The organism is Stenotrophomonas sp. CASM101 (assembly GCF_049384845.1).
Lineage (GTDB): Bacteria > Pseudomonadota > Gammaproteobacteria > Xanthomonadales > Xanthomonadaceae > Stenotrophomonas > Stenotrophomonas hibiscicola.
In genome coordinates this window covers 200115-213134 of sequence record NZ_JBMRFR010000005.1, presented here as the reverse complement: position 1 = coordinate 213134, position 13020 = coordinate 200115, and the positions used below count along the sequence as shown (strand labels likewise).

General features: G+C 63.3%; 11 protein-coding genes. 10 read left to right on the top strand and 1 reads right to left on the bottom strand.

Annotation, left to right across the window (positions count from 1 at the left end):
* Positions 1-5 precede the first annotated feature (5 nt).
* The gene (gene rpmH / locus VG543_RS10570; protein ID WP_005411729.1) at positions 6-146 is read right to left on the bottom strand and encodes a 50S ribosomal protein L34; all 141 of its coding nucleotides are present in this window, start codon (positions 144-146) and stop codon (positions 6-8) included.
* A 255-nt stretch (positions 147-401) separates the two neighbouring features.
* Between rpmH and dnaA the strand changes: the two genes are divergently transcribed.
* From dnaA to VG543_RS10520, 10 genes are all read left to right on the top strand, one after another.
* Positions 402-1733, top strand: coding sequence for a chromosomal replication initiator protein DnaA (gene dnaA / locus VG543_RS10565; RefSeq protein WP_019658797.1), 1332 nt, complete (start codon positions 402-404; stop codon positions 1731-1733).
* A gap of 275 nt (positions 1734-2008) precedes the next feature.
* Positions 2009-3109: a DNA polymerase III subunit beta gene (gene dnaN, locus VG543_RS10560; RefSeq protein ID WP_005411731.1), complete on the top strand. Its 1101-nt coding sequence runs from the start codon at positions 2009-2011 to the stop codon at positions 3107-3109.
* Positions 3110-4087: 978 nt separating this feature from the next.
* Complete coding sequence (gene recF / locus VG543_RS10555; RefSeq protein ID WP_134732187.1) at positions 4088-5182, top strand: DNA replication/repair protein RecF; 1095 nt, start codon at positions 4088-4090, stop codon at positions 5180-5182.
* Positions 5183-5294: 112 nt separating this feature from the next.
* Positions 5295-7754: a DNA topoisomerase (ATP-hydrolyzing) subunit B gene (gyrB, locus tag VG543_RS10550; RefSeq protein WP_019658799.1), complete on the top strand. Its 2460-nt coding sequence runs from the start codon at positions 5295-5297 to the stop codon at positions 7752-7754.
* Between the two features lie 67 nt (positions 7755-7821).
* Positions 7822-8667, top strand: coding sequence for a CPBP family intramembrane glutamic endopeptidase (locus VG543_RS10545; RefSeq protein WP_155028722.1), 846 nt, complete (start codon positions 7822-7824; stop codon positions 8665-8667).
* 71 nt (positions 8668-8738) lie between these two features.
* Entirely contained in the window at positions 8739-9545 is an 807-nt protein-coding gene (locus VG543_RS10540; protein WP_019658801.1) for a M48 family metallopeptidase, read from the top strand.
* A 132-nt stretch (positions 9546-9677) separates the two neighbouring features.
* A complete protein-coding gene (locus VG543_RS10535; protein ID WP_021204595.1) occupies positions 9678-10865 on the top strand; it encodes a tetratricopeptide repeat protein in 1188 nt (395 codons plus the stop codon).
* Between the two features lie 143 nt (positions 10866-11008).
* Positions 11009-11677 (top strand): energy transducer TonB, encoded by a 669-nt coding sequence (locus VG543_RS10530; RefSeq protein WP_010487418.1) that lies wholly within the window; start codon positions 11009-11011, stop codon positions 11675-11677.
* A 93-nt stretch (positions 11678-11770) separates the two neighbouring features.
* Complete coding sequence (gene exbB, locus VG543_RS10525; protein ID WP_004132614.1) at positions 11771-12532, top strand: TonB-system energizer ExbB; 762 nt, start codon at positions 11771-11773, stop codon at positions 12530-12532.
* 62 nt (positions 12533-12594) lie between these two features.
* On the top strand, positions 12595-13020 hold the full coding sequence (locus tag VG543_RS10520; protein ID WP_005411739.1) for an ExbD/TolR family protein: 426 nt from the start codon (positions 12595-12597) through the stop codon (positions 13018-13020).

Sequence of the window (13020 nt, the reverse complement as noted above, 5' to 3'; positions counted from 1 at the left end):
GGCAATCAGGCGCTCAGGACTTTGCGGCCCTTGGCGCGGCGACGCGACAGGATCTTGCGGCCGTCAGCGGTCTTCATACGGGCACGGAAGCCGTGGTCGCGCTTACGCTTGAGGTTGCTGGGCTGGTAGGTGCGCTTCGTGGCCATTGGGGGCCTCTCGTATGAATGGGACGGAAAGAACCGGAAATTCTAGAGAGGTCTCCCCCCTCACGTCAACCCCTGGGGGCTACGCGAATTCACCGGGCTGTGCAATAGCTGTGGATGTTTTTGTGAATAAGTAGGGGACAAGCATTCCGAAGGCGGGCGCTCGGTGGTAGTCTGAGCCATCCATTTCCCCCCTTTCCGGCCTGTGTCTGGGCGCCTTGTCGCGTCCATGCACCGGCCACCGGACGATTATTGCTGATGGATGCCTGGTCCCGTAGTCTCGAGCGCCTCGAAGCGGAGTTCCCGCCGGAAGACGTTCATACCTGGTTGAAGCCGCTGCAGGCCGATCTGCGCGTGGACAGCCTGGTGCTGTATGCACCAAATGCCTTCATCGTCGACCAGGTCCGCGAGCTGTACCTGGCCCGGATCCGCGAACTGCTGGCTCACTTCGCCGGTTTCAGCGACGTTTTTCTTGAAATCGGCTCGCGCCCGCGCCCTGTGGAGACGCAGAACGCGCCGGTTTCCACGTCGTCGGCGCCTGTGTCCAGCGAACCGCAGGTGCCGTTTGCCGGCAATCTGGACAATCACTACACCTTCGCCAACTTCGTCGAAGGCCGCAGCAACCAGCTGGGCCTGGCCGCCGCCTTCCAGGCAGCGCAGAAGCCGGGCGACCGCGCGCACAACCCGCTGCTGCTGTACGGAGGCACCGGCCTGGGCAAGACCCACCTGATGTTCGCCGCCGGCAACGCCATGCGCCAGGCCAATCCGGGCGCGAAGGTGCTGTACCTGCGTTCGGAACAGTTCTTCAGCGCGATGATCCGGGCCCTGCAGGAAAAGACCATGGATCAGTTCAAGCGCCAGTTCCAGCAGGTCGACGCGCTGCTGATCGATGACATCCAGTTCTTCGCCGGCAAGGACCGCACCCAGGAAGAGTTCTTCCACACCTTCAACGCGTTGTTCGATGGCAAGCAGCAGATCATCCTGACCTGCGACCGCTATCCGCGCGAGGTCGAAGGCCTGGAAGCGCGCCTGAAGTCGCGGCTTGCCTGGGGCCTGTCGGTCGCGATCGAACCGCCGGACTTCGAGACCCGCGCCGCGATCGTGCTGGCCAAGGCGCGCGAACGTGGCGCCGAGATTCCCGATGATGTTGCGTTCCTGATCGCCAAGAAGATGCGCTCCAACGTGCGCGACCTCGAAGGTGCGCTCAATACCCTGACCGCCCGCGCCAACTTCACCGGCCGCGCGATCACCACCGAATTCGCCCAGGAAACCCTGCGCGACCTGCTGCGCGCCCAGCAGCAGGCGATCAGCATTCCCAACATCCAGAAAACCGTTGCCGACTACTACGGCCTGCAGATCAAGGATCTGCTGTCGAAGCGTCGGACCCGCTCGCTGGCCCGCCCGCGCCAGGTCGCCATGGCCCTGACCAAGGAACTGACCGAGCACAGCCTGCCCGAGATCGGCGACGCCTTTGCCGGTCGCGATCACACCACGGTGCTGCATGCCTGCCGCCAGATCCGGACCCTGATGGAAACCGACGGCAAGCTTCGCGAGGACTGGGACAAGCTGATCCGGAAGCTGAGCGAATGATGCACGGATGCCGATGAGGCGTCATCGCACAAAACGGTGCAGAATCCGGTAGCAAGCGCGGGACACGTTGTGGATAAAAATGGCGTTTGAGATCGCGCTGGAGTTATCCACAGCTTTCCCCACCCTCTGGGGGTCGGTAATACAGAGGGTTTCGAGGCCAGAAACTCTTTTATTTACAAAGACTTAGCGTTGTTTTCCAGCGATTCTGTCTCTACCAGCACCACCAAGCTTTTGATTTATTCCACATTTTTTAAAGCATAGGGGCACGGAACCACATGCGTTTCACACTGCAGCGCGAAGCCTTTCTCAAGCCGTTGGCACAGGTCGTCAACGTGGTCGAACGCCGCCAGACCCTTCCGGTTCTGGCCAATTTCCTGGTCCAGGTGCAGAACGGCCAGCTGTCGCTGACCGGTACCGACCTGGAAGTGGAGATGGTGTCGCGGATCGCGGTTGAAGATGCCCAGGACGGCGAAACCACCATTCCCGCCCGCAAACTGTTCGAGATCATCCGCGCCCTGCCCGACGGCAGCCGGATCACCGTCTCGCAGACCGGTGACAAGATCACCGTGCAGGCCGGTCGCAGCCGCTTCACCCTGGCCACCCTGCCGTCCAATGACTTCCCGTCGGTGGACGAGGTGGAAGCCACCGAGCGCGTGGCCATCGGCGAAGCAACCCTGAAGGAGCTGATCGAGCGCACCGCGTTCGCGATGGCCCAGCAGGACGTGCGCTACTACCTCAACGGCCTGCTGTTCGACCTGCGCGGCGATGCGCTGCGCACCGTCGCCACCGACGGTCATCGCCTGGCCCTTTGCGAAACCGACCTGGCCAAGCCCAGCGGTTCCAAGCGCCAGATCATCGTGCCGCGCAAGGGCGTCACCGAGCTGCAGCGCCTGCTGGAAAGCGGCGATCGCGAGATCGAGCTGGAAGTTGGCCGTAGCCACGTCCGCGTCAAGCGCGACGATGTCACCTTCACTTCGAAGCTGATCGATGGCCGTTTCCCGGACTACGAAGCGGTGATCCCGATCGGCGCCGACCGCGAAGTGAAGGTTGATCGTGAAGCACTGCGTGCCTCGCTGCAGCGCGCTGCGATCCTGTCCAACGAGAAGTACCGCGGCATTCGCGTGGAAGTCTCGCCGGGCAACCTGAAGATCAGCGCGCACAATCCGGAACAGGAAGAAGCCCAGGAAGAGATCGAGGCCGACACCACGGTCAGCGATCTGGCCATCGGCTTCAATGTGAACTACCTGTTGGATGCCCTCTCCGCCCTGCGCGACGAGGAAGTGATCATCCAGCTGCGCGACTCCAACTCCTCGGCGCTGGTGCGTGAGTCCAGCAGCGAGAAGTCGCGCCACGTGGTGATGCCGCTGCGTCTCTGACGGAAACGCTGTTTCACGTGGAACCCAGAAGCGCCCGGGACCTCCCGGGCGTTTTTTTATGTTCCACGTGGAGCATTGTCGAAACAGATCGGAGAAAGTCCGGACGCGCCCTGCTTGGCTCCAGACCAACTCGATCTCGCTTGCTCGAAGCAACTCAGGATCCAGGACCCTGGGGGGTCGCCTTGCAGTGCTCGTCGGGCTCCATGGTTTTGGGGTTCTGGAAGCGAGTTCTTCGCATATCCCACTTCGCTGTCCTGATCTTCACTGCTGGAAGCAGCAGATCCTCTCCTGGAGGAGGTCCTCCGCTTCTGCAAACGGCACTGTCCACAGACCGGCTCGGGGGCAATTCTGGGAAATCCTGGCTTCTAAATCTGGGTATAAATCTAAAGCGTGGTGGTGATGGTAGAGCCAGATTTCGTGGAAAAATGTATTATCTATTTGTTTTTAAAGGAATTTATGAGTCTGAAACCCCCTGTATAGAGGGTCCTCGGGCTGGGGGGGAACCTGTGGATAGTTTTGAGCGCTTAACAAAAGGGCTTTTTTATCCACAGATTGCCCATACCTTGTGTATAAGTCATACATCCCTGCTGTGGACAGCGTGGAACGAGCGTCCTGAATTTCTTGAAATCTGTGGAACCCTCCAAGGCATCGGATCGCAGATTTGAAGGAATCGGCGGGGTCATCCGTCGGAGCCACCCGCGAGGTGTCCAGCGGGTGGCCCTGCAGTGCTCGCGAAATCGGCGAAATCCGAGGGCCTAGACGCTGGAACCTCGCGCAGATTTGAAGAAATTTCGGGCCTTTGCAGCCCGGAACGTGCGAGCGCGTCATCCGCATTCCACGTGGAACGCGTCCATCGATGGGTGCAGAAGCTGCACCTTCGGCTCGACCGGCCTGCCACCGCGCCCGGCTTGACCGATGCAGTAAGCTGATGGATTCCCTGCCCCTCTACCGCCTCGTGCGGATGGTTTTTCGCGCCCCATGCAGATCCGCCGCCTCGCCTTGCATCAACTGCGTCGCTTCAGTGCGGTGGACCTGTCGCCCCAGCCGGGATTGAACCTGCTGACCGGTGACAACGGTGCCGGCAAGACCAGCGTGCTCGAAGCCCTGCATCTGATGGCGTATGGGCGGAGCTTCCGAGGCCGGGTACGCGATGGTCTGGTGCGCCAGGGCCAGGAAGCCCTGGAAATCTTCGTCGAATGGGACGAACAACGCGCGAACCACCCGCCGCACCGCCGGAAGGCCGGCCTGCGCCACAGTGGCCAGGACTGGAAGGGACGATTGGACGGTGAGGACGTGGCCCAGTTGGGCAATCTATGCGCAGCGCTGGCCGTCGTGACGTTCGAGCCCGGCAGCCACGCGCTGGTCAGTGGAGGCGGTGAACCCCGTCGCCGTTTCCTCGATTGGGGCTTGTTCCACGTGGAACCTGATTTCCTGTCCCTGTGGCGCCGCTATTCGCGTGCGCTGAAGCAGCGCAACGCCCTGCTCAAGCAAGGCGGGCCGCCACGGATGCTCGATACCTGGGATCATGAGCTCGCGGAGGCCGGAGAGCCTCTGACCAGTCGTCGCCAGCACTACCTGGAGCGCTTGCAGCAGCGCACCGTGGCGCTGGCTGCCAGCCTGGCGCCGCAGCTCGGCATCCAGGGCCTGGAACTCAGTGCGGGGTGGCGTCGGCATGAGCTTCCTCTGGCCGATGCCCTGCTTCTGGCACGGGAACGTGACCGCCAGGCCGGTTACACCTCGGTCGGGCCGCACCGGGCCGATTGGAGCGTGGATTTCCACAGCATTCCCGGTCGTGACGCGCTCTCTCGCGGCCAGGCCAAGCTGACGGCATTGGCGTGCCTGCTGGCACAGGCCGAGGACTACGCAGAGCAGCGCGGCGAGTGGCCGGTGATTGCCCTCGACGATCTGGCTTCGGAGCTGGATCGGACCCACCAGGCGCGGGTACTGGAGCGCCTGCTCAGCGGACCGGCACAGATCTTTGTCACTGCCACCGAAACCCCGGCAGCGCTGCAGGAGCTGACCCATATTGCCCGGTTCCACGTGGAACATGCACAGATCGTGGCTGTGCCATAGTGGGCACACCAGGGCCGCTCGACCCCGGCTGGTATAATTCGGGTTGGAATCCTTTCATTCTCGGCACATCGCTCCCGGCGGTGGCCGACCTGCGGAGCCTACGGCAAGCGCAATGAGCGACGAACAGAACACCCCGGCAAACAACGGCAACTACGACGCCAACAGCATTACGGCCCTGGAAGGCCTGGAGGCTGTCCGCAAGCGTCCCGGCATGTACATCGGTGACGTGCATGACGGTACCGGTCTGCACCACATGGTGTTCGAGGTGGTCGACAACTCGATCGACGAGGCGCTGGCCGGCCACGCCGACCACGTTGCAGTGACCATCCACGCCGATGGCTCGGTCTCCGTGTCCGACAACGGCCGCGGCATTCCGACCGGCAAGCACGAGCAGATGAGCGCCAAGCTTGGTCGCGAAGTGTCCGCTGCCGAAGTGGTGATGACGGTCCTGCACGCAGGCGGCAAGTTCGACGACAACAGCTACAAGGTTTCCGGCGGCCTGCACGGCGTCGGCGTCAGCGTGGTCAACGCGCTGTCGCAGAAGCTGGTGGTGGATGTGTTCCAGAACGGCTTCCACTACCAGCAGGAGTTCAGCAACGGCGCCGCCGTGACCGCGCTGGCCAAGCTGGAAACCACCACCAAGCGCGGCACCACGGTGCGCTTCTGGCCGTCGACCGTCGCTTTCCACGACAACGTGGAATTCCACTACGACATCCTGGCCCGTCGCCTGCGCGAGCTGTCGTTCCTGAACTCCGGCGTCAAGATCGTCCTTGCCGACGAGCGTGGTGATGGCCGTCGCGATGATTTCCACTACGAAGGCGGCATCCGCAGCTTCGTGGAGCATCTGGCCCAGCTGAAGACCCCGCTGCATCCGAACGTCATCTCGGTCACTGGCGAGCACAACGGCATCGTCGTGGAGGTGGCGCTGCAGTGGACCGACTCCTACCAGGAGACGATGTACTGCTTCACCAACAACATTCCGCAGAAGGACGGCGGTACCCACCTGGCCGGTTTCCGCGGTGCGTTGACCCGCGTGCTCAACAACTACATCGAGCAGAACGGCATCGCCAAGCAGGCCAAGATCAACCTGACCGGCGACGACATGCGCGAAGGCATGATCGCGGTGCTGTCGGTGAAGGTGCCGGACCCGAGCTTCTCCAGCCAGACCAAGGAAAAACTGGTCAGTTCCGATGTGCGTCCGGCGGTGGAAAACGCCTTTGGTGCGCGCCTGGAAGAGTTCCTGCAGGAAAACCCCAACGAAGCCAAGGCGATCGCCGGCAAGATCGTCGACGCCGCGCGCGCGCGTGAAGCCGCGCGCAAGGCCCGCGACCTGACCCGCCGCAAGGGCGCGCTGGATATCGCCGGCCTGCCGGGCAAGCTGGCCGACTGCCAGGAAAAGGATCCGGCGCTGTCCGAACTGTTCATCGTCGAGGGTGACTCGGCAGGTGGTTCGGCCAAGCAGGGCCGCAACCGCAAGAACCAGGCAGTGCTGCCGCTGCGCGGCAAGATCCTCAACGTGGAACGCGCGCGTTTCGACCGCATGCTGTCCTCCGACCAGGTCGGTACGCTGATCACCGCGCTGGGCACCGGCATCGGCCGCGACGAGTACAACCCCGACAAGCTGCGTTACCACAAGATCATCATCATGACCGACGCCGACGTCGACGGCGCTCACATCCGCACCCTGCTGCTGACGTTCTTCTACCGTCAGATGCCGGAACTGATCGAGCGCGGTTACGTCTACATCGGCCTGCCGCCGCTGTACAAGATCAAGCAGGGCAAGCAGGAGCTGTACCTGAAGGACGACCCGGCGCTGGACAGCTACCTGGCCAGCAGCGCGGTGGAAAACGCCACGCTGGTGCCGGCCACCGGCGAACCGGGCATCGAAGGCCTTGCGCTGGAGAAGCTGCTTCTGGCCTACGCGGCCGCGCTGGATTCGATCGAGCGCAACGCACATCGTTACGACCGCAATCTGCTTGAAGCGCTGGTCGATTTCGTGCCGATGGACCTGGAGAGCCTGCGCAGTGCGGGTGAAGGCGAAGGGCTGGATGCACTTGCCAAGCGGCTCAACCAGGGCAGCCTGGGCAGCCCGCGTTTTACGCTGGAACTGCAGGAAGCCAACGACGAGCGCCCGGCCGCTGTGCTGGTGACCCGTCGCCACATGGGCGAACAGCACGTCCAGGTGCTGCCGATGTCGGCGTTTGAAAGCGGCGAACTGCGCGCGATCCATCAGGCCTCGAAGCTGCTGCACGGCCTGATCCGCGAAGGCGCCACCATTTCCCGCGGCGCCAAGTCGATCGAAGTGGACAGCTTTGCCAAGGCACAGAACTGGCTGCTCGAGGAGGCCAAGCGCGGCCGCCAGATCCAGCGATTCAAGGGCCTGGGTGAAATGAATCCGGAGCAGCTGTGGGACACCACGGTGAATCCGGAGACCCGCCGACTGCTGCAGGTGCGCATCGAAGACGCTGTCGCTGCCGACCAGATCTTCAGCACGCTGATGGGCGATGTCGTCGAACCGCGTCGCGACTTCATCGAAGACAATGCGCTGAAGGTCGCAAACCTGGATATCTGACACAATCCGGACACGGCCGGCGCGCGGGGAGGCGCGCCGGCTTTCGACTCTTGAACGCAGGTACCTGATGTCCGCATCCGCCCCGGTTTCCGCTCCGCCCCCGGTTCCGCCGTCTTCTGTCGCGCCGCGTGCGGTTTCGCCGTTGGCGGGGTTCTTCATCGACCTGGGCATCGCCGCTGTCACGTTGTTCGGCCTGAGCCTGATCAGCGGCGTGCTGTGGGGCCTGTACCGTGGCGTGGTGGTCGGTTACGCGACCGCGCAGGCCGGCGCTGGCGCACCCGACGCCAGTTCGGTGGCGGCGTCATTGGGCCAGCCCGGCGCACTTGCGCAGATTCTCATGGCGCTGTTTGCCACCGGCGGCGCCGCGCTGCTGCTGTACTTCTGGCGACGGCCGGCCAACGCCGCCGAACGTCATGCGTCGCGCCAGGCACTGCGCCGCCCCTCCACCTGGGGCTGGACCCTGCTGGTGGCGACCCTGATCGTGCTGGGCAGCAACGGTATCGCCTTCCTGGCCAAGCAGTTCGGCATCGAACCGGTCCCCACCAACCTGGCGCTGATGCAGAGCGCGATCGCGCGCTTCCCGTTGTTCCTGATGCTGTTCGCGGTGGTACTGGCACCGGCCTACGAGGAACTGCTGTTCCGCCGCGTGCTGTTTGGACGCCTGTGGAAGGCGGGGCGCCCGTGGCTGGGTATTGTACTGAGCAGCCTTGCTTTCGCCCTGATCCATGAAATCCCTGGCACCAGTGCAAACGGCCCGGCCGAAATCGCACAGCTGTGGCTGGTCTATGGCGGCATGGGCGCCGCGTTCTGCTGGTTGTACCAGCGCACCGGCACGCTCTGGGCCGCGATCACCGCGCACGCCCTGAACAACGGCGTGGCGCTTGCCGCGCTTGTGTTTTTCGGGGCAACGTAACGCCGTGTCCGCTTGACGAAAGATTAAGCCGCTACGCTACACACTGCGCATATGAACACGGGGGTGGACCCATGAAACAACTGCTGCTGGCCCTTGTCATAACCACCCTGGTCAGCGCCTGCGCGACCACGACCTCCCCTACCGGCCGCCGGCAGATGGTGGGCGGTGTGTCGCAGGCACAGCTGGACCAGCTCGGCGCACAGGCGTTCGCCGAAACCAAGCAGAAGGAAAAGATCAGCACCGACGGCCGCCAGAACGGTTATGTGCAGTGCGTGGTCAACGCTCTGGTCGCGCAGCTGCCGCCTCAATACCGTGGCGTACGGTGGGAGACGGCCGTGTTCGTCGACAAGGAGCCCAACGCCTTTGCCCTGCCCGGTGGCAAGGTTGGCGTGAACACCGGCATCTTCACCGTCGCCAAGAACCAGGATCAGCTGGCTGCCGTAATCGGCCATGAAATCGGGCATGTCATTGCCCGTCACCACGAAGAGCGCATCACCCGCCAGATGGGCGCACAGACCGGACTGGCCGTGCTCGGTGCGTTGGCCGGTGCGGCGTACGGTGAAGGTGCCGCCAGCACGGTCAACCAGCTTGGCGGAATGGGCGCGCAGGCGGCCTTCCTGCTGCCCGGCTCGCGCACCCAGGAGAGTGAGGCCGACGTAATCGGCCAGCGACTGATGGCCCAGGCCGGCTTCAACCCGGCGCAGGCGGTCGATTTGTGGCAGAACATGATGGCTGCCAGTGGTGGCCGCAGCCCGCAGTGGCTGTCCACCCACCCTGATCCGGCCAACCGCATCCAGGAACTGCGGCGCGATGCGCCGGGGCTGACGCCGGTCTACCAGCAGGCGCAGGCCGCCGGGCTGCGGCCAAAGTGCGGATGAGTGCGCAGTTCTATGCTGTATTGCAGCACATAAAACGATTTCTCACGCCATCTGTTTCTGATACGTTTGGCGGCTCAGATTTTTCTGACAGTCCGACTTTGCCGCTATCCGGCGGTTCGATCGAGGTGAACGATGATTTTCCGTAACCACAAAGCTGTGCTTTCCGTCCTCGTCGCGACCGCCCTGACCGGCGCCGTGGTCACTGATGCCTTCGCGCAATCCTCGCGTTCCTCCGAGCGTGGCAACCGCGGCGGCAAGCAGGCCAAGGCCGAAGCGCTGTACCCCAACGCGACCCGCCAGGAGCCGACCGTCAAGGCATCGGCCAAGCTGGGCAGCAAGCTTCAGAAAATGATTGACAGCTACAACAAGGAAAAGTTCCCGGAGACGCGCACGCAGGCCGACGCGATCCTGGCTGACAGCGCCGCGAACGAGTATGACAAGTCGCTGGCCGCGCAGCTGGCGTCGCAGGCTGCCTACCAGACCGACGATACCCCGGCTGCCATTGCCTACCTGAAGCAGGTCCTGCAGTTCAACGGCCTGGACAACAACGGCCACTTCCAGTCCATGCTGATGCTGGGCCAGTTGCAGCTGCAGGAAGACCAGACCGCCGAAGGCCTGGCGACCCTGGACAAGTACTTCGCCGAGAGCAAGTCGACCAAGCCGGAAGAGCTGATCGCCAAGGGCCAGGCGCTGTACCAGCTGGAGCGCTACCAGGAAGCGATCCCGGTGCTGAAGCAGGCCATCGCCGGTGCCACGGAACCGAAGGACAACTGGAACCAGCTGCTGATGGCGGCCCTCGCCGAAGCCGGCCAGTCCGGCGAAGCGGTGAAGGAAGCCGAGGCTCTGGCCGCCAAGAACCCGAACGACAAGAAGGCCCAGCTGAATCTGGCCAGCATGTACATGCAGGCCGACCAGATGGAAAAGGCCGCCGCGGTGATGGACAAGCTGCGCAGCAGCGGCCAGCTCACCGAAGAGCGCGAGTACAAGCAGCTGTACTCGATCTATGCCAACACCGAACACAAGGAAAAGGACGTCATCGCGGTCATCAACGAAGGGTTGCAGAAGGGCATCCTGAAGCCGGATTACCAGGTCTACCTGGCGCTGGCCCAGTCCTACTACTACTCCGACCAGGTGCCGCAGGCGATCGATGCGTGGCAGAAGGCTGCCCCGCTGTCCAAGGACGGTGAGACCTACCTGAACCTGGCACGCGTCCTGCATGCCGAAGGTCGTATCCCGGAGGCCAAGCAGGCCGCCCAGCAGGCGCTGGCGAAGGGTGTGAAGAACCAGGCTGATGCCAAGAAAATCATCAACCTGAAGTAAGTAGGAATAACGCCTGAATGCCTGCACAGTTGATGCGCAGGCGCTCAGGATTGGTATAAGCTTGGAGGTTCCTGCGGTGTCATGCACCGCTGATCAGGGATTCCGCCCCCGGCATCCCGGCCCCACTATTGAGCTCTTGGCGCATGACGGAACAACTAGTCGTTCACCGGTACGAACAACCCGATGACAAGGGGCTGAGCTGGCCTCGCATCGTCGGCATCGCGTTTGTAATTGCCCTGCATCTGGCCGCCTTCATGATGCTCCTCATTCCCGCCGTGGCTCCCAAGGCCGTTGCGGAGAAGGAGCGCAACGTCATGGTGACCATCGTCGACGCACCGCCGCCGCCGCCCCCGCCGCCGCCGCCGCCGCCGCCGACGGATACTCCACCGCCGCCGGTGAAGAATCTGTCGCCGCCGAAGCCGTCGCCGGTCCCGCCGCCGCCGCAGGCGCCGGTCGTGGACGTGCCGGAGCCGCGCCCGAACGACATCGTCACCCCGCCGTCGCCGCCGGCACCGCCGGCACCGCCGACCTCGATCGAGGCCAGCGTGGACATCTCGTCGAAGGCCATGAATCCGCCGCGCTACCCGCCGGCAGCCTTCCGCGCGGGTATCCAGGGCGAAGTGATCCTGATCATTGATGTCGATGCCAGCGGCAACGTCACCAATGTCACGGTGGAAAAGTCCAGCCGTAACCGCGACCTGGACCGTGCTGCGATGGAAGCGGCTCGCAAGTGGCGCTTCAACGCCGCTGAAGCAGGCGGTAAGAAGACGGCAGGTCGCGTTCGCGTTCCGGTCAACTTTGCGCTGAACTGATGCGCCCAGGTGGCCGCCGGCCACCCCCGCTCCCGGTTCGATTGTTTAGCTTAGCTACACCCTTTATCACCACACACAACAAAGGTAAGCGTCATGCTGCAGGAAATTTTCATCGCCGCTGCTGCCGGGGGCAATCCGTCCAACGCCCTGTCGCAGATGGGCTTCGAGCACCTGATCCACGAAATGACCACCAAGCCGGGTGATTTCGCGGTTTCCTGGGTCGTGCTGCTGACCCTGGTCGTCATGTCGGCCATGTCCTGGTACTGGACCGTCATCAACATCTTCCGTGCTACCCGCCTGAAGAGCGCCGCCGATCGCGTCGTCAGCCTGTTCTGGGACACCCCGAACGCGCAGGACGCCATCCGTGCGATGGAAGAACAGCCGGCTTCCGAGCCGTTCTCGAAGATCGCCCTGGACGCTGCCCAGGCGGCTGCCCACCACCAGCGCGCTGAAGGCGGCGCCACCGGCGGCGTGGGTGAGAACCTGAGCCGTTCGGAGTTCGTCGACCGCGCCCTGCGTCAGGCCGTGACCCGCGAAAGCAACAAGCTGCAGTCGGGCATGACCCTGCTGGCCACCGTCGGTGCAACCGCTCCGTTCGTCGGTCTGCTGGGTACCGTGTGGGGCATCTACGGCGCGCTGATCAAGATCGGTGCCACCGGCTCCGCTTCGATCGACGCCGTTGCCGGCCCGGTGGGTGAAGCGCTGATCATGACCGCGATCGGTCTGTTCGTCGCGATCCCGGCCGTGTTCGCCTTCAACTTCTTCAGCAAGATCAACAGCGCGACCATCAGCAAGTTCGATACCTTCGCGCACGACCTGCACGACTTCTTCGCCACCGGCTCGCGCGTCCGCTGATTGCGGCGCGCGTCACCCAGCGACGAACGTAAGTAGTCACCAAGATCTAGACGGAGCCCGTTATGGCTTTCAGTAGTGGTAACAGCGGCGGCCCCATGGCCGACATCAACGTTACGCCCCTCGTGGACGTGATGCTGGTGCTGCTGATCATCTTCATCATCACGGCGCCCCTGATGTCCCACAAGGTCAAGGTGGATCTGCCGGAAGCCAACCTGATCCAGAAGCCGGAAGACGCTGAAAAGCGTTCCGGACCGATCACCCTGGCAGTCAAGGAAGACGGCTCGATCTACTGGAACGACGAAGAAATCAACAAGCAGACTCTCGAGTCGCGCTTGGCGACCGCCGCCCAGCAGACCCCGCAGCCGCCGCTGAACCTGCGTGGTGACCGCACCACCAAGATGCGTGTCATCAACGACCTGACCAAGGTCGCGCAGGAGCAGGGCATGCTTGACGTCGGCTTCGTCGCGACCAAAGAAAAGGGGCAATAA

Excerpts from the sequence above, each read along its gene's own strand:
- VG543_RS10540 (WP_019658801.1), top strand. The coding sequence starts at position 8,739 with ATGAAACAACTGCTGCTGGCCCTTGTCATAACCACCCTGGTCAGCGCC.
- recF (WP_134732187.1), top strand. The coding sequence starts at position 4,088 with ATGCAGATCCGCCGCCTCGCCTTGCATCAACTGCGTCGCTTCAGTGCG.
- gyrB (WP_019658799.1), top strand. The coding sequence starts at position 5,295 with ATGAGCGACGAACAGAACACCCCGGCAAACAACGGCAACTACGACGCC.
- VG543_RS10520 (WP_005411739.1), top strand. The coding sequence starts at position 12,595 with ATGGCTTTCAGTAGTGGTAACAGCGGCGGCCCCATGGCCGACATCAAC.
- dnaN (WP_005411731.1), top strand. The coding sequence starts at position 2,009 with ATGCGTTTCACACTGCAGCGCGAAGCCTTTCTCAAGCCGTTGGCACAG.
- rpmH (WP_005411729.1), bottom strand. The coding sequence starts at position 146 with ATGGCCACGAAGCGCACCTACCAGCCCAGCAACCTCAAGCGTAAGCGC.
- VG543_RS10545 (WP_155028722.1), top strand. The coding sequence starts at position 7,822 with ATGTCCGCATCCGCCCCGGTTTCCGCTCCGCCCCCGGTTCCGCCGTCT.
- VG543_RS10535 (WP_021204595.1), top strand. The coding sequence starts at position 9,678 with ATGATTTTCCGTAACCACAAAGCTGTGCTTTCCGTCCTCGTCGCGACC.
- dnaA (WP_019658797.1), top strand. The coding sequence starts at position 402 with ATGGATGCCTGGTCCCGTAGTCTCGAGCGCCTCGAAGCGGAGTTCCCG.
- exbB (WP_004132614.1), top strand. The coding sequence starts at position 11,771 with ATGCTGCAGGAAATTTTCATCGCCGCTGCTGCCGGGGGCAATCCGTCC.
- VG543_RS10530 (WP_010487418.1), top strand. The coding sequence starts at position 11,009 with ATGACGGAACAACTAGTCGTTCACCGGTACGAACAACCCGATGACAAG.